The 19,167-nt window shown below is 47.9% G+C and carries 20 protein-coding genes; 10 read left to right on the forward strand and 10 right to left on the reverse strand.

What is annotated here, in order from left to right; genetic code table 11:
• Window positions 1-28: 28 nt before the first annotated feature.
• From hemH to dnaJ, 4 genes are all read left to right on the forward strand, one after another.
• A complete protein-coding gene (gene hemH / locus CP950_RS01430; protein ID WP_096672072.1) occupies window positions 29-1,123 on the forward strand; it encodes a ferrochelatase in 1,095 nt (364 codons plus the stop codon).
• A 72-nt stretch (window positions 1,124-1,195) separates the two neighbouring features.
• Window positions 1,196-1,756 (forward strand): nucleotide exchange factor GrpE, encoded by a 561-nt coding sequence (gene grpE / locus CP950_RS01435; RefSeq protein WP_096672073.1) that lies wholly within the window; start codon window positions 1,196-1,198, stop codon window positions 1,754-1,756.
• Between the two features lie 180 nt (window positions 1,757-1,936).
• On the forward strand, window positions 1,937-3,862 hold the full coding sequence (dnaK, locus tag CP950_RS01440) for a molecular chaperone DnaK (RefSeq protein ID WP_096672074.1): 1,926 nt from the start codon (window positions 1,937-1,939) through the stop codon (window positions 3,860-3,862).
• A 94-nt stretch (window positions 3,863-3,956) separates the two neighbouring features.
• A complete protein-coding gene (gene dnaJ, locus CP950_RS01445; protein WP_096672075.1) occupies window positions 3,957-5,078 on the forward strand; it encodes a molecular chaperone DnaJ in 1,122 nt (373 codons plus the stop codon).
• Here dnaJ and panB read toward each other — a convergent pair.
• The 6 genes from panB to CP950_RS01475 form a co-directional block, all read right to left on the reverse strand.
• Entirely contained in the window at window positions 5,075-5,893 is an 819-nt protein-coding gene (gene panB / locus CP950_RS01450) for a 3-methyl-2-oxobutanoate hydroxymethyltransferase (RefSeq protein WP_096672076.1), read from the reverse strand. The two genes, dnaJ and panB, sit on opposite strands and share 4 nt — an antisense overlap.
• Window positions 5,894-5,910: 17 nt before the next feature.
• Window positions 5,911-6,438 (reverse strand): 2-amino-4-hydroxy-6-hydroxymethyldihydropteridine diphosphokinase, encoded by a 528-nt coding sequence (gene folK / locus CP950_RS01455; RefSeq protein ID WP_096672077.1) that lies wholly within the window; start codon window positions 6,436-6,438, stop codon window positions 5,911-5,913.
• Window positions 6,439-6,501: 63 nt separating this feature from the next.
• Entirely contained in the window at window positions 6,502-7,902 is a 1,401-nt protein-coding gene (gene pcnB / locus CP950_RS01460; protein WP_096672078.1) for a polynucleotide adenylyltransferase PcnB, read from the reverse strand.
• The gene (locus CP950_RS01465) at window positions 7,899-8,579 is read right to left on the reverse strand and encodes a histidinol-phosphatase (RefSeq protein ID WP_096672079.1); all 681 of its coding nucleotides are present in this window, start codon (window positions 8,577-8,579) and stop codon (window positions 7,899-7,901) included. Before CP950_RS01465 ends, pcnB begins: the two co-directional genes overlap by 4 nt.
• Before the next feature lie 10 nt (window positions 8,580-8,589).
• The gene (gene hda / locus CP950_RS01470; protein ID WP_096672080.1) at window positions 8,590-9,348 is read right to left on the reverse strand and encodes a DnaA regulatory inactivator Hda; all 759 of its coding nucleotides are present in this window, start codon (window positions 9,346-9,348) and stop codon (window positions 8,590-8,592) included.
• Window positions 9,349-9,361: 13 nt separating this feature from the next.
• Window positions 9,362-10,351 (reverse strand): AI-2E family transporter, encoded by a 990-nt coding sequence (locus CP950_RS01475; protein WP_096672081.1) that lies wholly within the window; start codon window positions 10,349-10,351, stop codon window positions 9,362-9,364.
• 72 nt (window positions 10,352-10,423) lie between these two features.
• Here CP950_RS01475 and purM point away from each other — a divergent pair, with 72 nt between their 5' ends.
• The gene (purM, locus tag CP950_RS01480) at window positions 10,424-11,476 is read left to right on the forward strand and encodes a phosphoribosylformylglycinamidine cyclo-ligase (protein WP_096672082.1); all 1,053 of its coding nucleotides are present in this window, start codon (window positions 10,424-10,426) and stop codon (window positions 11,474-11,476) included.
• On the opposite strand, the gene miaA is transcribed toward purM, so the two are convergent.
• A complete protein-coding gene (gene miaA, locus CP950_RS01485) occupies window positions 11,469-12,491 on the reverse strand; it encodes a tRNA (adenosine(37)-N6)-dimethylallyltransferase MiaA (RefSeq protein ID WP_096672083.1) in 1,023 nt (340 codons plus the stop codon). The two genes, purM and miaA, sit on opposite strands and share 8 nt — an antisense overlap.
• An 84-nt stretch (window positions 12,492-12,575) precedes the next feature.
• On the opposite strand from miaA, the gene CP950_RS01490 reads away from it, so the two are divergent.
• The gene (locus tag CP950_RS01490; protein ID WP_165766401.1) at window positions 12,576-13,220 is read left to right on the forward strand and encodes a VTT domain-containing protein; all 645 of its coding nucleotides are present in this window, start codon (window positions 12,576-12,578) and stop codon (window positions 13,218-13,220) included.
• A gap of 23 nt (window positions 13,221-13,243) precedes the next feature.
• On the opposite strand, the gene CP950_RS01495 is transcribed toward CP950_RS01490, so the two are convergent.
• Together CP950_RS01495 and murJ are read right to left on the reverse strand one after the other, a co-directional pair.
• Window positions 13,244-14,086 carry a SirB1 family protein gene (locus CP950_RS01495; protein WP_096672085.1) on the reverse strand — a complete coding sequence of 281 codons (843 nt, stop codon included), beginning with the start codon at window positions 14,084-14,086 and terminating at the stop codon, window positions 13,244-13,246.
• 5 nt (window positions 14,087-14,091) lie between these two features.
• Window positions 14,092-15,645 carry a murein biosynthesis integral membrane protein MurJ gene (murJ, locus tag CP950_RS01500; RefSeq protein ID WP_096672086.1) on the reverse strand — a complete coding sequence of 518 codons (1,554 nt, stop codon included), beginning with the start codon at window positions 15,643-15,645 and terminating at the stop codon, window positions 14,092-14,094.
• A 152-nt stretch (window positions 15,646-15,797) separates the two neighbouring features.
• On the opposite strand from murJ, the gene rpsT reads away from it, so the two are divergent.
• On the forward strand, window positions 15,798-16,064 hold the full coding sequence (gene rpsT / locus CP950_RS01505; protein WP_096672087.1) for a 30S ribosomal protein S20: 267 nt from the start codon (window positions 15,798-15,800) through the stop codon (window positions 16,062-16,064).
• A gap of 77 nt (window positions 16,065-16,141) precedes the next feature.
• Here rpsT and CP950_RS01510 read toward each other — a convergent pair whose 3' ends face one another.
• Complete coding sequence (locus CP950_RS01510) at window positions 16,142-16,450, reverse strand: DUF3579 domain-containing protein (protein ID WP_096672088.1); 309 nt, start codon at window positions 16,448-16,450, stop codon at window positions 16,142-16,144.
• A gap of 143 nt (window positions 16,451-16,593) precedes the next feature.
• Between CP950_RS01510 and argF the strand changes: the two genes are divergently transcribed.
• From argF to ppnP, 3 genes are read left to right on the forward strand one after another with little or no spacing between them, the layout of a single operon-like run.
• A complete protein-coding gene (argF, locus tag CP950_RS01515) occupies window positions 16,594-17,541 on the forward strand; it encodes an ornithine carbamoyltransferase (RefSeq protein ID WP_096672089.1) in 948 nt (315 codons plus the stop codon).
• Window positions 17,542-17,575: 34 nt separating this feature from the next.
• Complete coding sequence (locus CP950_RS01520; protein WP_096672090.1) at window positions 17,576-18,805, forward strand: argininosuccinate synthase; 1,230 nt, start codon at window positions 17,576-17,578, stop codon at window positions 18,803-18,805.
• Window positions 18,806-18,828: 23 nt separating this feature from the next.
• A complete protein-coding gene (gene ppnP, locus CP950_RS01525) occupies window positions 18,829-19,134 on the forward strand; it encodes a pyrimidine/purine nucleoside phosphorylase (protein ID WP_096672091.1) in 306 nt (101 codons plus the stop codon).
• Window positions 19,135-19,167 lie beyond the last annotated feature (33 nt).

Raw genomic sequence — 19,167 nt, forward strand, 5'->3', positions numbered from 1 at the left:
CTTCTAAATTCCAAAAGACGAGCACGCCTTGAACCCAAACCCCCATTTACGCCCCACTAAAACTGCGATCTTATTGCTGAACTTGGGCACCCCTGCCGCACCTACCGCCAAGGCAGTGAGAGTCTACTTAAAAGAATTTCTATCCGACCCTAGGGTGGTGGAAATTCCGCGAGTCATTTGGTGGTGCATTTTGAACGGCATTATTTTGCCGATTCGCAGTGGCGCCTCTGCCAAGAAATACGCTTCTATTTGGCTGCCTAAATTAGGCTCCCCTTTGATGCATTATTCCCGCTTACAAGCTAAAGAACTGGGCGAGCGTTTTGCACAACACGGCCAAACTGTTTTGGTGGATTTAGCGATGCGTTACGGGCAACCTTCTACTGAAGCCGTCTTGGGTGAGCTACAGGAGCAAGGAATGGAGCGCTTACTCTTATTGCCTTTGTATCCCCAGTATTCAGCAACAACCTCAGCCTCGAGCTTTGATGAAGTATTTCGGGTGCTCGGTAAGTGGCGCAATCAGCCGGAGCTTCGCCTCGTGAAGCACTATCACGACTACCCAGCCTATATCAACGCCTTGCGTGATCAGGTACAGACCTTTTGGGATAAAGAAGGGTGCCCTGATTTTGCTAAGGGCGATCGTTTTGTGATGTCCTTTCATGGGCTGCCCAAACGGAATTTAATGCGGGGTGATCCCTATCACTGCGAATGTTTGAAGACGGGCCGCATGCTAGGCGAGGCTTTAGGATTAGAAGCAGGGCAATATTTGGTGACTTTTCAATCTCGCTTTGGTAAGGCGGAATGGCTCAAGCCCTACACCGCACCCACAATCGAGAAGTTGGCTCAAGCGGGTTGTGAGCGGATGGATATTTTTTGCCCAGGATTTCCAGCGGACTGCCTGGAAACCCTAGAGGAGATTGCCATGGAGGCGCGCGAAATTTTCTTGGAGCACGGCGGCAAAGACTACCGCTACATTCCCTGCCTCAATAGCAATCCTGCGTGGATTGAAGCGCTTGAAATCATTGCTCAGCAGCATTTAGTGGGCTGGCCGCTTGACTCTGAGTCTGAGGCAGTGCTTACTAAACGCAATGAGAGGGCAGAGTTAGCTAAAGAGAGAATTGCCTAAGTTGTCTTGAAATTGAAACATCTGACCCCTTATCATTGCTTGGCCCTATAGATAAAAGAGTGACCTCAAACCATGACTCAAGATAATCAGCACCCAGCCCCTGAGCAGGAAAATACCAGCCCAGATCCTCAATCCGCGGATGCCTCTCATGCAGAACCCGCAGGCTTGACCGCAATGACGCCTGAAGAAGAATTAGCCGAATTAGCGCAAAAACTCTCTGAAATGCAAGATAACTTTCTGCGCGCCAAGGCTGAGGGTGAAAATATCCGCCGCCGTGCTGCTGAGGATGTATCTAAGGCCCACAAGTTCGCCATTGAGAGTTTTGCAGAGCATTTGGTGCCAGTGACCGATAGCTTGTATGCAGCATTAAGCGCTGAGGCGGTAGATGCAAAGGCGTTTAAAGAGGGTTTGGAAATTACTCTTAAACAGTTACTATCCGCCTTTGAAAAGGGCCGCATGACTGAAATTAACCCTGCAATTGGGGATAAATTTGATCCGCATCACCATCAGGCGATTGCTTCAGTACCCTCAGAACAAGATCCCAATACGGTAGTTTCCGTGCTGCAGCGTGGCTACTCCATCGCTGATCGCATCCTTCGTCCGGCCTTGGTGACGGTGAGCGCACCCCAGTAATGCCTAAAAAATAAGCATTTTCTTGTAGATTGTTGAGATGAAGGTCATTTAGGGACAAATTCTCACCTTTTGACCGCTAAAGCTCTTGAAATTCATTTTTTTGACCCAATTTACTCGGTATCAATTTATTTACAGCAGTTCAGTTGCAATCACCTAACAATTTAATTATTTGGAGCAATTATGGGAAAAATTATCGGAATTGACTTAGGAACCACGAATTCGTGCGTTTCCGTTGTTGAAAACAATGCACCTAAGGTTGTTGAGAACGCCGAGGGCGCGCGTACAACCCCATCCATCATTGCCTATGTGGAAGATGGCGAAGTCTTAGTGGGTGCTCCTGCTAAGCGTCAATCAGTCACCAATCCACGCAACACCATTTACGCCGTCAAGCGTTTGATGGGTCGTAAATTTACTGATGCAGAAGTGCAAAAAGACATCGGTCTCATGCCTTATAAAATTATTCAAGCTGACAATGGCGACGCTTGGGTTGAGGCGCGCGATAAAAAAATGGCGCCACAGCAGGTTTCCGCTGAAATTTTGCGCAAAATGAAAAAAACCGCTGAAGACTACCTCGGCGAAGAAGTAACAGAAGCCGTGATTACGGTTCCAGCTTACTTCAATGACAGTCAGCGCCAAGCTACCAAAGATGCTGGCCGTATCGCTGGTTTAGATGTCAAGCGAATCATCAATGAGCCAACTGCTGCTGCTTTGGCTTTTGGCTTGGACAAGCAAGACAAGGTTGATCGCAAGATTGCAGTCTATGACTTGGGTGGCGGTACATTCGACGTATCCATTATTGAGATTGCTAACGTGGATGGCGAGAAGCAGTTTGAAGTGCTCTCCACCAACGGCGATACCTTCTTGGGCGGTGAGGATTTTGACCAACGCATCATCGATTGGATCATTGCAGAGTTCAAAAAAGAACAAGGTGTTGATCTGAGTAAAGACGTATTGGCCTTACAGCGTCTGAAAGATGCCGCCGAGAAAGCCAAGATTGAACTGTCTTCAGCACAGCAAACAGAAATTAACTTGCCTTATGTGACTGCAGATGCAAGCGGTCCTAAGCATTTAAATTTGAAGCTGACGCGTGCCAAGCTCGAGTCTTTGGTAGAAGAGTTGATCAAGCGTACTGCTGGTCCTTGCCTTACAGCCATTAAAGATGCGGGTGTGAACGTTGCCGATATCGACGACGTCATTTTGGTTGGTGGTCAAACACGTATGCCCGCAGTGCAGGACAAAGTAAAAGAGATTTTTGGTAAAGAGCCACGTAAGGACGTGAATCCTGATGAAGCCGTTGCAGTGGGTGCAGCAATTCAAGGATCCGTTTTATCAGGTGATCGCAAAGACGTATTGCTTTTGGATGTAACACCATTGTCCTTGGGTATCGAAACCTTGGGCGGTGTCATGACCAAGATGATTCCAAAGAACACGACTATTCCTACTAAGCATTCACAGGTGTATTCCACTGCGGAAGATAATCAGCCTGCAGTCACGATTAAGTGCTTTCAGGGTGAGCGTGAGATGGCTGCTGCCAACAAGCTACTGGGCGAGTTCAATCTAGAAGGAATTGCCCCTGCCCAACGCGGTATGCCACAAATTGAAGTAACTTTTGATATTGACGCCAATGGCATTTTGCATGTCACCGCAAAAGATAAAACCACTGGTAAAGAAAACAAAATTACGATCAAGGCCAATTCAGGTTTAACCGAAGAAGAAATCCAGCGCATGGTGAAGGATGCCGAAGCCAATGCGGATGAGGATAAGAAAGCTTTGGAATTGGTTACCGCTCGCAATATTGCCGATGCCTTAGCGCACTCTACTAAGAAGACATTGGAAGAGCATGGCGCTACCTTGGACGCCTCTGAAAAAGAAGCGATTGAGGCTGCCTTGAAAGAACTTGACGAGACCATCAAAGGCAACGATAAGTCGGCAATTGAAGCCAAGACCGAAGCCTTGGGTAAAGTCAGTCAGAAGCTAGGCGAAAAGGCTATGGCTGCTGAGCAAGCTAAAGCAGGTGGCGGTGCCGCACCTGGTGGCGCTCAAGCTGCTGCGCCAGATGCTGATGTAGTGGATGCCGACTTTAAAGAGGTTAATGACAAGAAGTAATCGGTATTATCTGAAAAGTTAGTTTTTGCAGTAATTTCACAACAAGTCGGCCACGTGCCGACTTGTGTCATTGAGGTGGTTGAGAGGAATAGTTGTGGCTAAAGGTAAACGCGATTTTTACGAAGTGCTTGGGGTTGCTAAAAGTGCAAGCGATGTTGAGCTAAAAGCAGCCTATCGGAAGCTGGCCATGAAATACCATCCCGATCGCAATCCTGACAGCAAAGATGCCGAAGCGCAATTTAAAGAAGTCAAAGAGGCCTATGAAACACTGACCGATGCAAATAAGCGCGCAGCTTATGACCAGTACGGCCATTCCGGGGTCGATCCTTCCATGGGGGGATTTGGTGGCGGAGGCGGATTTGCCGATGCTTTCGGTGACATCTTTGGTGATATTTTCGGACAAGGCGGCGGCCGCCAGGCTGGTCCACAGGTTTATAAGGGCGCTGACCTGCGCTACAACATGGACATTAGCTTAGAGCAGGCTGCTGAGGGCTATACCACCCAGATTCGTGTGCCGAGTTGGAGTAATTGCAAGCCATGTGCCGGTAGCGGTGCTGAGGCGGGAACCAAGGTAGAAAGATGCGGTACCTGCGATGGCCATGGCCAAGTCCGAGTGCAGCAAGGTTTCTTCTCGATGCAACAAACTTGTCCTAAGTGCCGTGGCACGGGCGAGCATATTCCAAAACCCTGCAAAACTTGTCACGGCAGCGGAAAATTAAAAGAGCAAAAAACATTAGAGATCAAGATTCCTGCTGGCATAGACGATGGCATGCGTGTGCGCTCGGTAGGTAATGGAGAGCCAGGAATTAATGGCGGGCCGTCGGGCGATCTATATGTTGAGGTTAGAGTGAAGCCGCACCCAGTTTTTGAGCGCGACGGTAGCGATCTCCATGTGCAAATGCCCATTTCATTCGCTACGGCAACGATTGGTGGAGATATTGAGGTACCAACTCTAACGGGTCGAGTGGAATTCCCTATTCCTGAGGGTACTCAGACCGGTAAAACTTTCCGTCTGCGCAACAAGGGTATTAAAGGTTTACGTTCAGCCGTGATTGGCGATCTCTTGGTGCATGTCGTGGTTGAAACCCCAATCAAGCTGACCGACGAGCAAAAAAATCTATTGAGTAAATTTGATGAGAGTTTGAAAGTGGGGGGTGGCAAACACAACCCTCAGCAAAAAGGTTGGTTTGAGGGAGTAAAAAGCTTCTTTCATTAACCAGCGAAGCAATGTTCTGGGCTAGGAAATTTTCCGGACTTGACAGAGCGAATGTAAGTTTTAATTGCGGATTCTATGGAGGGACTGCCATCCAAAAAGTTTTTTACAAACTTGGGAGGCTTGCCTGGGCTAATGCCGAGCATATCTGGCAACACCAAAACTTGACCAGAGCAATCTGGGCCTGCCCCAATGCCGATGGTAGGAATGGATAGTGACTCAGTAATTTGCTTACCCAGCGAAGACGGAATGGCTTCCAAGACTAGCATTTGTGCGCCAGCCGCTTCGCAAGCGAATGCCTGCTCTCGCATTACGGTGGCCGCATCTTTGGACTTACCCTGCACATGGTAGCCACCTAAGAGATGAACTGATTGGGGTAATAAGCCGAGGTGTGCACACACAGGGACACTCCGTTTTACTAAGTAATGAATAATCTCGGTTTGCCATTCGCCGCCACCCTCAAGCTTCACCATATCGGCGCCGGCACGCATTAACTCTGCCGCAGAATCTAATGCTTGCACGGGATCGCCATAACTCGCAAAAGGTAGATCCGCAATCAAAAAGGAAGCGGTATTGGCGCGCGCAACACAACTGGTGTGATAAACCATTTGCTCAATAGTGACGGGAGTAGTACTGCTATGACCCTGAATGACATTACCTAGAGAGTCGCCAATGAGAATGACATCGATGCCGCAGCGATTTAAAAGAGCCGACATAGTCGAGTCATATGCCGTCAACATGGTAATTTTTTCGCTCTCCGCATGCATGGAGAGGAGCTTAGAAATAGTGATTGGCTTTTCGCCTTGCAGATAACCCATACGCAGAGTGTAATGAATTACTGTGGTGCTTGGCTATAAGCCTTTTTCTCAGTAGAGGCGCAATTTCGGCAATTGAGAACTTCGATGCGCTGGTGAGCCACTTTAGGTAAATAGCTTTTCAGTTCGCCGAAATGAGGTAAAAAGAAATCTGGGGCGATTTCAAGAAGCGGTAGCAGCACAAAAGAGCGCTCCGTCATGCGGGGGTGCGGAAGGGTCAATTCGGTATCGTCCTGAGATACGCCTTCAAAATACAGAATATCTAGGTCTAGCGTGCGGGGTGCGTTGGCATAAGGGCGCTCACGGCCAAACTCTTGCTCTACGGCCTGGCAAACATGTAAAAGGCCGTAAGGGCTTAATTGAGTCTCAATTTCGATTACGGAGTTGATGTAGTCACCCCCCAAAGCATCGACAGGGGCACTTTGATAGAAGCAGCTCTTAGCAATAATCTGCAACTCGCAGCGGAGTGCAAGACAGACGATTGCGTCAGTGATGAGTTGTCGCGTATCGCCAATGTTGCCACCGAAACCAATAAAAGCTTGAGCCATGAACTATCCAAATCAAAAAAAGAACTCTATTTGCGTACTTTACTGAATATTCCTCGAGTCTGCTTAGCTCGATGCCCTTTCAGGGGGCGTCACTATTTTGGCTTTTCTGCGCCGCCGTCTTTTCGGGGCCGAACTCGGAATACTAGTGTCATTTTTGATCGAGGCCATTAAGGCATCTTGCCCGGCAGTATCAGATTCGATAAAGTCGGTCCACCACTCGCCTAAGGCAGGAATCTGCTCACCTGTGGCGCAGCGCAGTAATAAAAAGTCGTAACCTGCCCTAAAGCGGGGGGACTCAATCAAGCGATAAGGGTAGCGCCCCACGCGTCTTTCAAAACGCGGTTGCATTGCCCAGATTTCTCGCATATCACTTTCAAAACGGCGCTGAATGACCATGCCCTTGCTTTGGGTGGCAATTGTGGTATCCATCGCGTCCTGTAAAGCGGGAATATTAGCCATTCCCTTAGCCATATTCTTTTTCCAGTTGAGTAAGAGGTCTGGCCACAATAGGCTGGCAAATAGGAAGCCGGCCGAAACACTTTTACCTGCCTGAATGCGTTGATCCGTATTAGAGAGCGCTATTCGAACAAAGTCATTCGCTGCTTTAGAGTCGGAATGGCTATCTAAAATATGGTCTAGTAGAGGCAGGACACCGTGGTGAAGACCAGCATTTCTCAAACCTTGAATTGCCGACCAGGAATAGCCTGACATCAGCAGCTTGAGCATTTCATCAAAAAGACGTGCCGTAGGTACATCATGAATTAATTGACCTAGTTGGGCGATAGGCTCTTGTGTCGCGGCATCCAAAGCAAACCCCGTTTTAGCGGCAAAACGAATGGCTCGTAACATGCGTATTGGATCCTCACGATACCGCTTGCTTGGATCACCGATCATTCTTAAAACCTTTTTTTGCATGTCGGCCATGCCACCGTGATAGTCAAGCACCGTTTCTGAAGCGGGGTCGTAATACATGGCATTAATACTGAAATCGCGCCGCGCCGCATCTTCATGTTGAGTGCCCCAAACATTATCGCGCAGAATGCGGCCAGTTTCGGCTAGATGCTCACCAGCATTTTCAAGCAGGGCCCTAAATGTAGACACTTCGATAATTTCAGGAGCGCCTTTGCCAAAAAAGGTCACGTGAACAATTTGAAAGCGACGGCCGATGAGGCGGGCTTTGCGAAAGAGTTTTTGTACTTGCTCGGGGGTGGCATTAGTTGCGACATCGAAATCTTTTGGGCTAATACCCAAGGCTAAATCGCGCACCGCACCCCCCACGATAAAGGCTTCGTAGCCTGCCTGCTGTAGGGTTTGCGTTACCTTGACAGCATTTTTGGAAAGTAATTCCGGATTGATTCTGTGCGCCTTTTTGAGGATGCGCTTGGGAGCATGGAGATTGTGAGCCTGACCATGGCGCGCCATGGGGTCCCGACGCAAAATTCGATGTATCAACTTAGCGATCATGCAAATAGTTCCAAAATGGGCCAACGACGCTTAACCGCTTCGGCGCGGAGTTGCGGATCAGGATTGGTGGCAATCGGATTACTTACCTTTTCTAGTAGCGATAGGTCGTTCATTGAGTCAGAGTAAAAATAACTACAAGAAAGCTGCTCCAAGGACAGATTTTGTGTCTGCAACCAATCATTCACCCGAGCTATTTTTCCTTCGCGAAAACTAGGTAGGCCCGTAACTTCGCCAGTAAAGTCGGCAAAAGGATCATTTCCCAGGGTTGCGGGTTCAGTCGCTACCAAGTGGACTATGCCAAAACTCTCGACAATGGGTCGCGTGACAAAACTATTGGTAGCCGTCACTACGCAGCAAAGGTCACCTGCATCTTGGTGGCGTTTAACTAGATCTAAGGCTTGGGGGCGTATTTGTCCTGTTATCACTTCTTTCATAAATGCATCATGCCACTCTTTGAGTTGAGCGCGAGAATGCTCTGAAAGAGGTTTTAAAGCAAAGCGTAAGAACTCATCAATATTGAGCTTGCCATCTTTATATTCTTGATAAAAACGGGCATTTTGTTCGGCATAAAATTGGCCATCAACCACCCCAATTCGAGCCAAAAATTGCCCCCACTCATAATCACTGTCGCAGGGTAGGAGGGTTTGATCAAGATCAAAAAGTGCTAATTGGGTCATTAAATGTATTTTATTTGGGTTGTAAAAGCTCACGCACCAGCGGTAAGGTTACTGCCCGCTTGGTTTCTAGTGAATAGGCATCTAAAGCATCGATTAAAGCCATTAAATTGGGCATATCACGATGAAAGCGGTTAAGTAGCCAAGGTAAAACATCCGGAGAGAGCATCAGGCCACGCGCTAGCGCCGCGTGCTCAAGCGCTTGTATTTTCTCATCATCTTCTAAAAGATGGGTTTGAAAGACTAAGCCCCAGCCCAATCTTGTGCGGACATCTTCTCGTAATTGCAAGGCGCTAGGAGCGGCATTGCCAGCGATAAAAAGATGGAGATTTTGACTGGCCACCACCACATTGAAAATACGAAATAGTGACGCTACTTGTGCTTCGCTGATGCCATCAACATCATCAATCGTAATGATGGCACTCATTTTGTTTGAGCTTAGAGTCGCCAAACTCTGTTCCAAATCTTCCCACGAGTTCGTCTCGGCAGGTGTCAAAGCATAGTGCTCAAGACCGGCTTCTGCAGCTGCATTAGTCAATGCGTTCAAAAGATGAGAGCGGCCGGACCCTTCCGGACCCCACCAGTAAAAGCAGCGTTGATTTAGGGGATTATCTGCAGCGCTGGCATCTTTAGGCATTGTCCAGTTGCTCACTAAGGTTTGCAGTGTGCCGTGCAAAGCTCGGTCATTACCAGGCAGGAAATTGTCTAAACTCGCTTTGGGTGTGCAAGTCAAGTCGAGCGCAAGTTGCCTCGGAAGCAAGGAGTTATTCATTCATACCTGATGATTATTTTTTATACCAGACGCTTTGGGTATAGCACGACCATGAGTACTTAATTAGAACCAAACTAATGGCGCTGAAAGGAAGTGCAAGTAACACTCCAAAGAAGCCAAACAGCTTACCAAATAATAATAGGGCGAAGATGAGTGCAACCGGGTGAATACCAATTCGCCCTCCGACCAATTGGGGCGTTAAGTAAAAGCCTTCAATTAACTGTCCAAGGCCATACACAATCAAAACGCCTACTATGTGAATGTCAAAACCAAACTGCAGGATCGCAGCCAAAAAAGCTAAAGAGAAACCTAACGCAATACCGATGTAAGGAACCAAGATCATGATTGCCGTAAACACCCCGATGGCAACCCCTCCTTTAATGCCCACCAGAATCATACCAACACCATAAAAAACGGACATGATCGAGATCACAATTAATTCCCCGCGCAGATATTGCGAGAGGAGATCATCCGTTTGTAGCGCTAACCGTTGCAATGTTGCTTGAGCACGTAGGGGCGCCAAAGTTTTTACCAATCGAAAAAATACATCCCACTCAATCAGTAAGTAAAACATCGCGAACAGAATCACTACTGAATTTGCGAAGACTCCGAGAATGGAGTTACCTGATTGCAATACGGTATCGAAAGCGGATGAGAATAAAGAGTCGGCATTGTCATTAATGTGCTCAGTAATTTTTTCAGTTGCGCCTGTCTTGAGCGTTTCCCAGTCTAAGTGGAGGTGAAATTGCTCTAATTGAGGCCCTAACCAAGTTTGGATTGTTTCAATCCAGATGGGTAATTGAGTTTTAAAGAGCGGAATCTCCGTTTTGAGAAGGCCAATAAAGAGGCTTAGGATGCCAAAAAAAACGCCCAACCCAATAACCATGGCAATTACCGCTGCCGCCTCAGGGGGTAGGCGACGCCTCTCAAGCCATACGCAAAAAGGGCGTAAGACGTAAGCCAGAATGAAGGCAAATAGAAAAGGAGTAAAAATTTCGGTCATTTCTCTGTGATCCTCTAGAATTCAATGATTCTACTGATCCAGCATTACTTTTACTAATCTTCGAAATTTTCCATGACCTCATCCATTAATCCCCCTTCCTCAGGACTCTCCTATCGCGACGCGGGCGTCGATATTGACGCTGGTGACGATCTAGTCGACCGCATTAAGCCATTAGCTAAGAAAACCATGCGTGAGGGGGTTTTAGCAGGAATTGGGGGGTTTGGAGCTCTTTTTGAGGTGCCTAAGCGTTTCAAAGAGCCAGTTCTGGTCTCGGGTACTGACGGAGTGGGAACCAAGCTCAGATTGGCTTTTGAGTGGAATCGCCACGATACGATCGGCCAAGATCTAGTGGCAATGAGTGTGAATGACATTTTGGTGCAGGGTGCCGAACCCCTGTTCTTCTTGGATTATTTTGCTTGTGGCAAATTGAGTGTCGATACCGCGGCTACGGTAATTAGCGGTATTGCCCGAGGTTGTGAGTTGGCGGGTTGCGCCTTAATTGGTGGCGAGACAGCAGAAATGCCCGGCATGTATCCCCCTGGTGAATACGATTTAGCGGGATTTGCGGTGGGTGCGGTAGAGAAGTCCCAAATCATCAATGGCGCATCGATTGTTCCAGGTGATGTAGTGGTGGCGATTGGCTCTAGTGGTGCTCACTCCAATGGCTACTCTTTGGTGCGAAAAGTCATTGAGCGTGCTGGCGCTAAGCCCAGCGATGACCTGGGCGGTCGTCCCCTTGGCGACGTTGTGATGGCACCCACAGAAATTTATGTCAAACCGATCCTGAAATTAATTTCTCAAATTTCGGTTAAGGGCATGGCGCACATTACGGGCGGTGGTTTAGTGGACAACGTGCCTCGGGTACTTCCTGAAAATATTCAGGCCGTATTGCACCGTGATAGCTGGGAAATGCCAGAGCTATTTCGTTGGCTGCAAATGAAGGGCGGAGTTGCTTACGCAGAAATGATTCGCGTCTTTAACTGCGGCATTGGTATGGTAGTGATTGTTGCTGCTGATCAGGCTGAGGCTACTGCCCAACTCTTGAAGGCTGAGGGATTGAGCGCTTGGACAGTGGGTGAGGTTGTTGAGCGTCCCGAAGGAGCTCCTCAAACCATCGTCATTTAAGTGCTGCGACCTGCTCCTGCAGGCACAGCTTGCAATGTTCTAATGCAGCTTGTAATTCAGAAGGGTCAAAGGGGTCGAAGATATTGCGACCAGCGATTGCTCTGAGCCAAGTTAACTGTCTTTTGCCTAACTGACGGGTTGCAGCTAAGGCCTTGTAACGCATCTGTTCCAGGTTGGTATCGCCTGCGAGATACTCCCATACTTGCCGGTACCCAACCGCCCGAATTGCGGGCAAATCGGCGTTGAGCTTGGTATTAGTGCGCAGCTTTTCTACTTCTTCAAGCAAGCCACCAGATAGCATTTCATCAAAGCGATTCTCTAGTTGCAGATGTAATCTTGCGCGATCATTTGGTTCTAATGAAACCAAATTAATCCACTCGGGAATCGCTGAGCCCTCTCTGCCATCTGCGCTAGGCGAGGCTGCGAATAAACTCGACATCGGTTTGCCAGTGATTTCATAGACTTCTAGGGCGCGTTGCACACGCTGGGAGTCATTAGGCATCAAGCGTTCAGCCGTGATGGGGTCGACTTGGGCCAACAGGGTATGCATCGCAGGCCAACCCACTTTTTTTCCTTCATCGTCTAAGCGCGCACGAATCTGTGGGTTAGCTGGGGGCAAAGAAGATAGACCGTGTACCCAGGCGCGCCAATACAGCATGGTGCCTCCAACGACTACGGGGATATGGCCCCGAGCCCGAATTTCAGCGCAGAGACGATTGGCATCAATAGCAAAGCGCGCGGCGGAGAAGCTTTCATGCGGCTCTAAGATGTCTATTAAATGATGTTTGACCGCGTTTTGTTCGGCGGAACTCGGTTTGGCACTCCCAATATCTAACCCGCGGTAAACGAGCGCGGAGTCCATGCTAATTAATTCTACTATCGTGCCAAGGGATTTAGCGTGCTCAGCCACTAACATAGCAAGTTGGGTTTTACCCGCCCCTGTAGGCCCCACAATGCAGAGGATTGGAGGACTGTTAAGGAGATCGGTTAGCCCTTGCGAGGATTCTGAATGCATCCTCTCATTATAAGAAGCAAAAGTTTCAAACCTTGGTATTGAGCCTGTTAATATCTTTGCAACTTACAAATGGAGTCTCAGTTGATTGATACCCTGACGCAATTCGGTGATCTTCTATTACACCTTGATCACCATCTCGATGTTGTGATTCAACAATATGGTTATTGGGCTTACGGTTTGTTATTTGCAATCGTCTTTGCTGAGACAGGATTGGTGGTTGCACCTTTCTTGCCCGGTGATTCGTTGCTGTTTATTGCGGGCGCATATTGTGCAACTGAGCAGTTTAATTTTTGGACTCTATGTATCGGGTTGTTAATTGCCGCTGTCGCTGGTAATACCTTAAATTATTTCATTGGGCGTTGGATCGGAGTACGAATTTTCGCGAGTCAATCTCGCTGGATTGATCAAGCAGGACTACGTAAAACTCACGCTTTTTACGAAAGACATGGCGGCAAAACAATTATTGCAGCCCGCTTCTTGCCAATCATTCGTACCTTTGCTCCATTTGTGGCGGGTATCTCTGAGATGAATTTTTCTCGCTTTCAATTCTTTAACATCACGGGCGCTGCGCTGTGGGTCTTTGGCTTGGTGACCGCTGGATACTTTTTTGGCAATATGCCGTTGATTCGCCAAAACCTGAATGTGATTGTTTTGGTGGGAGTTGGTGCGGCAGCGCTGCCAATCGTTTTGGCTGGCTTATACAAGGTCATCCGAGGCAAGCAGAAGTAATTTACCCACCAAGTGCAGTCGATTTAGTGGAGCTTGGTTTGACTTTCTAGAGTGGCGATATGCTCACGAATTTCAGCAGCGTCTTCTGCCCCCGGCACCTCTTTAAGATACTGCAACATATCGGCGATAGCGGGGCGTACATATTCCAGTTGAGCGAAGATCAAGCCGCGATCACGAATCTCTTCAAATGAATTGGGGAGCAATATCACCAAGCGTTCCTGCACCCCTAGCAGACGATCCCAACGCTCGTGCTCCGAGTAAATCATTTTCAAATTTCTCATAAAGCGCGAAAGAATTTCACGTGGGCTCGAGGCTCGCAAGAAAATGTTCAGCGGCAGACTCAGTTCACCACGATAGCCTTTAGCATCGAGGTAGGGATCAAGCATTTCCTGTAATTGATTTTTGGAGAGCGACTCACCAGTCAGGGGATCCATAATGATTTCACCCTGTTGTAAAGAGATCCGCATCATAAAGTGGTTCGGAAAGGAGACGCCACGAATTGGCAGATTGATTTGTTGCCCCAATTCCATCATGAGTATCGCTAAGGAGATTGGTATACCGCGACGATTTTCCAGCATTTGATGAAGGTAGGAGTTGTCGGGGTCATAAAAATCATTCTGATTAGGCCCAAATCCCAATTCGGTATAAAAGAAGTGCCTCAGCATTTGCAGGCGCTGCATTGGCGAAGTGTCTGGCGTGATCCGCTCCTTCAACTTATTGCTTAATTGATCTATTCGATCTAGTACACCTTGCACATCTAAGCTAGGGTAAGCATGCTGGGCGACAGCGATTGCCGCCTCAGTTAAGGGGAAGTGGTCATCCTCAGCTACTAGGGAGGTAAAGTAATCAAGTTGTTGTGTTGGCATACTGACTATTTTGCATGACGCAGAAATTTTTGCCAGCGAATTCCAACTAAATAAAGGGCGGAAAAGTAAATTATTGCGCCCGCACCCAGCCAAGCGGCTAAAAGGCCAATGCGCAGCCAAGGCGTCGCTTGCAATGCAATCCAGTCAGAGGCACTAGCCGCATAAAACAGAAGAAGTGAAAAGGGAATTAGGGCTAAAAAAAGCTGCCCTAAATATTTTGCCCAAGCGGCATTGGGTAGTGCACCGCGCTGGTGTAACCCGATCCAAAGTAAAGCTGCATTTAGGCAGGCCCCGACTCCAATAGATAGAGCGAGTCCAGCGTGCCCTAGCCAAGGCACAAAAATAAGATTGGCTAATTGCGTAGCTACTAATACAAATAAACCAATTTTGACAGGCGTACGAATATCTTGTCTTGAATAAAAGCCGGGCGCCAAAATTTTGACCAGAATCAAGCCAACCAAACCAACGCCATAGGCGGCTAATGCACGCTGTGTCATCAATACATCTAGCGCGGTAAATTTGCCATAGTGGTAGAGCACGGCCGCAAGAGGTTCGCCAAAGATAAATAGCGCTATGGCGCAAGGCGCGGCAAGCAAGAATGTCAGTTGCAAACCCCAAATCAAGAGCTCTCCCGCATGCACCAAATCATTTTTAGCATTGGCTTTGCTGAGGCTGGGAAGTAGAACGGTCCCAAGCGCTACCCCCAATAGCGCCGTCGGAAATTCCATGAGTCGATCTGCGTACGCTAACCAAGAAACGCTCCCGGCAGGTAGTCGTGAAGCGATATTGGTATTAATAATGAGGGAAATTTGCGCTACTGAAACAGCAAAAACCGCAGGACCCATGAGACGCATGACCCGTCTCGCATCAGGATTATGAATTGCTGATTTGATGGCGCCAGGTAATAGGCCAACTTTAGGTAGGTAGCCTAAGCGTGCCAGTACCGGAATTTGAATCACTAGCTGCAATACCCCGCCTACGAGCACACCAACACTAAGCGCATAAATAGGTTGATCTAGATGGGGCGCTAAAAAGATGGCGCTTACGATCAAGGCTAAATTGAGTAAAACCGGGGTAAACGCGGGCAAAGCAAAGCGCTGGAAAGTATTTAGAATCCCCGCCGAGAGGGAAACCATCGAAATCAAGCCAATATAGGGAAACATGATCCGTGTCATCACCACGCTGGCGTCGTAGGCAGGTCCACCCTTAAAACCTGTGGCAATCACCAGAATAAGCAGGGGCGCGCCGATAATGCCTAGGAGTACTGTCAGTAATAAAGCCCAAAATAAGAGGGTGGCGACCGCATTAATGAGGATTTGGGACTGTTTGTGGTTACCGGTAGTGGAAATTTCTCCCAAAATGGGCACAAAAGCCTGGGAAAAGGCCCCTTCAGCGAAGAGTCGCCTCAACAGATTAGGGATTCGAAAGGCGACGTTAAAGGCATCAGTCCACTCAGAAGCACCAAAACTACGGGCAATTAAGGTTTCCCGCAGTAAGCCCGTAATACGGGAGAGCATGGTTAGGGCGCTAATCTTGGCGGCAGCAGAAAGCAGGTTCATGGGCTAATTTTCCCCTATTTATCAAGCGACTGGGCTTTTTCGGTCCTTTAATGTAAAATCTTGTGTTTTGGTGAGTCGAAACACTTCTGTGGCGTTCTCACGCAGATTTTTATTTAATCGTATTTTGTTAATTTATAGAACAAGGTTTAAAGATGGCCAATACCGCACAAGCGCGTAAACGCGCACGGCAGGCAGTAAAACAAAACGAGCACAACTCCAGTTTGCGTTCAAAGCTCCGCACCTCCATTAAGGCGGTACGTAAGGCGATTGAAACTGGCGACAAGGATGCAGCCGCTAAAGTTTTCGCAGCTACGCAAGCCACTATCGACAAAATTGCCGATAAAAAAATTGCTCACAAAAATACTGCAGCTCGTCAGAAATCACGTCTGTCAGCAGCAATTAAGTCGATGGCAGCATAAGACGTTTTTTTGATTTAGGCGGGTTATTCATTAAACCGCTTAAGCCCGCTCCTTAGAGCGGGTTTTTGTTTGTAGATCTAGGTAAGTGGTTTGGGGTCATACTCACACGCTTCTTCGATAGCGAGCTGGTTATCTTTGGCGAAGTTCATCACAAAGTCCAGTGCCCGCGGATCAAGATCCCCTAATCTAGTATCGACAACAACGCATTTCACATTAGCAATGAGTACTGGTCTAACATAGGGCGAGTAGGTAAAGCGGGGGTCACCATCATCATCTGATGGTCGAAATGAGGACATTACTCCACATAGACGCTCAGACCAATCGCTGGGCCTGAAGGTCTTGCCAGAAGTGGTAACACCTTGAATGAAAAGTGTTTTATGGTTCAAGTGGTTGTAAAAAATCGCGGTATTAGAGAATAATTACTAAGCTTAACAGCGTAGGAAGGCCCTAATATGAATATTAGTTTCAATCTCATGCATTGAATGGCGCAAACAGACATGCAGGCTAACACTTTCGAAAAAAACGAACTATGACGTCTTTAGCAAAGCCTCAGGTGCCAGGCCAGATTAAGCATTACTTAGAGTTTGCCGACCTCACTCGTGAAGAATATGACTATCTTCTGAACAGGTCCGTATGGCTTAAGAACCAGTTCAAGCGCTATGAAACTTGGCATCCACTACACGATCGCACTTTAGCGATGATCTTTGAAAAGCATTCCACTCGGACGCGTCTCTCGTTTGAAGCGGGCATACACCAGCTGGGCGGCCATGCAGTTTATCTAAACACCAGAGATACCCAACTGGGGCGTGGCGAGCCAGTGGAAGATGCTGCGCAGGTCATCTCACGGATGACCGACATTATCATGATCCGCACGTTTGGACAGGAGATTATTGAGCGCTTTGCGGCCCATTCACGAGTTCCCGTAATTAATGGCCTCACTAATGAGTACCACCCCTGCCAGGTGCTGGCAGATATCTTTACCTTTGTTGAGGCACGCGGACCCATACAGGGTAAGACGGTGGCTTGGGTTGGGGATGCCAATAATATGGCCTATACCTGGATACAAGCCGCTGAAACTTTAGACTTCCAGCTGCACTTTTCCGCTCCCGAAGGTTATCAGTTAGACAACGCGCGCTTATCGCCCGCAGCCTTAAACCATTTGACGATTTACGCTGACCCTAAAGCCGCTTGCAAAGACGCCGACTTGGTTTCAACTGACGTGTGGACCAGTATGGGTTACGAAGCTGAAAATGCTTCTCGCATGACTGCCTTTAAGGATTGGATGGTGTCTGAGGAGTTGATGGCATTAGCTAAGCCCAATGCCCTTTTTATGCATTGCTTACCAGCGCACCGCGGCGAAGAGGTTTCTGCTGGGGTAATAGATGGCCCGCAAAGCATTGTGTGGGATGAGGCCGAAAACCGCTTACACGTCCAAAAAGCCTTAATGGAATACCTGCTGTGTGGGCGAATAGATTAATTTGTTTGATTGCATCTTTAACTAAATAGAAACTATGTCTGATATCAATAAAGTAGTACTAGCGTATTCTGGCGGCCTTGACACTAGCGTCATTCTGAAGTGGTTACAAGATACTTACCAATGTGACATCGTCACCTTTACCGCTGACCTTGGTCAGGGTGAGGAACTTGAGCCAGCCCGGGCCAAAGCGCTGCAGTTTGGCATCAAGCCAGAGAATATTTATATCGATGATTTACGCGAAGAGTTTGTGCGTGATTTTGTATTTCCGATGTTTCGCGCCAATACGATTTACGAAGGTGAATATCTTTTAGGCACCTCCATTGCACGGCCTCTGATCGCCAAGCGCCAAATTGAAATTGCTCGCCTTACTGGTGCTGATTCTGTCTCGCACGGTGCAACTGGCAAAGGCAATGACCAAGTCCGTTTTGAATTAGGTTATTACGCCTTAGAGCCTGGAATTAAAGTGATTGCCCCTTGGCGTGAATGGGATTTGCTCTCCCGCGAAAAATTAATGGCCTACGCTGAAAAGCACGGCATCCCAGTGGAGATGAAGCATAAGCAGGGTGGATCACCCTACTCAATGGATGCCAATCTGTTGCACATTAGCTATGAAGGCCGTCATTTAGAAAATCCCAACGCAGAAGCCGAAGAGTCTATGTGGCGTTGGACCGTTGCACCCGAACAAGCTCCAAATACCCCGGAAATTATTGAAATTGAATTTCGCGCTGGTGATCCTGTAGCGATCAATGGCAAAGCCTATAAACCGCATGAGCTCTTGGCTGAGCTCAATCGTATCGGTGGCATGCATGGCATCGGCCGTTTAGACTTAGTAGAAAATCGCTTCGTTGGTATGAAAAGCCGTGGCTGTTACGAAACGCCAGGCGGCACCATTTTGCTTAAAGCACATCGCGGCATTGAGAGTATTACCTTAGATCGTGAAGTGGCGCATTTAAAAGATGACTTGATGCCCCGCTATGCCAGCCTGATTTACAACGGCTACTGGTGGGCCCCTGAGCGCGTGGCATTACAAACCTTAATTGACCATACACAGCAAGCAGTAAATGGTACGGTGCGTTTGAAGCTTTACAAGGGATCAGTCGCAGTAATTTCTCGCGACTCAGCAAACACCTTGTTCGATCAAAACATCGCAACCTTCGATGATGATGGCGGCGCGTACAACCAAGCTGATGCTGGCGGATTCATTAAGCTCAATGCCCTGCGTATGCGCATTGCGGAAACAGCCAGACGCAAGCGCGCTAAATAATCTATTTAACAGAAAGACAACACATGCAATTTGATAACGTATCTGTAGGCAAAAAAGCCAATGTATTTTTTGACGGTAAGTGCATTTCTCATACTGTGACTTTGCCTGACGGCACCCGTAAATCTGTTGGCGTGGTGTTGCCCAGCACCTTAAGATTCGATCTCAGCACCAAAGAGATCATGGAAGTGGTTGATGGAAATGCCTTCGTTAGCATCAATGGAGCCCCTGAGCAGGAATTTAATGCAGGGCAAAGTTGGGAAGTAGAAAAAGGCGGATACTTTATTATTCGCGCTGAATTACCTGTGCATTACGTTTGCCACTTCGAGTAAACCTTGGCAACTTAGTAGTTACTAAACCACCTT

This window comes from Polynucleobacter meluiroseus (assembly GCF_900205755.1).
Classification (GTDB): domain Bacteria; phylum Pseudomonadota; class Gammaproteobacteria; order Burkholderiales; family Burkholderiaceae; genus Polynucleobacter; species Polynucleobacter meluiroseus.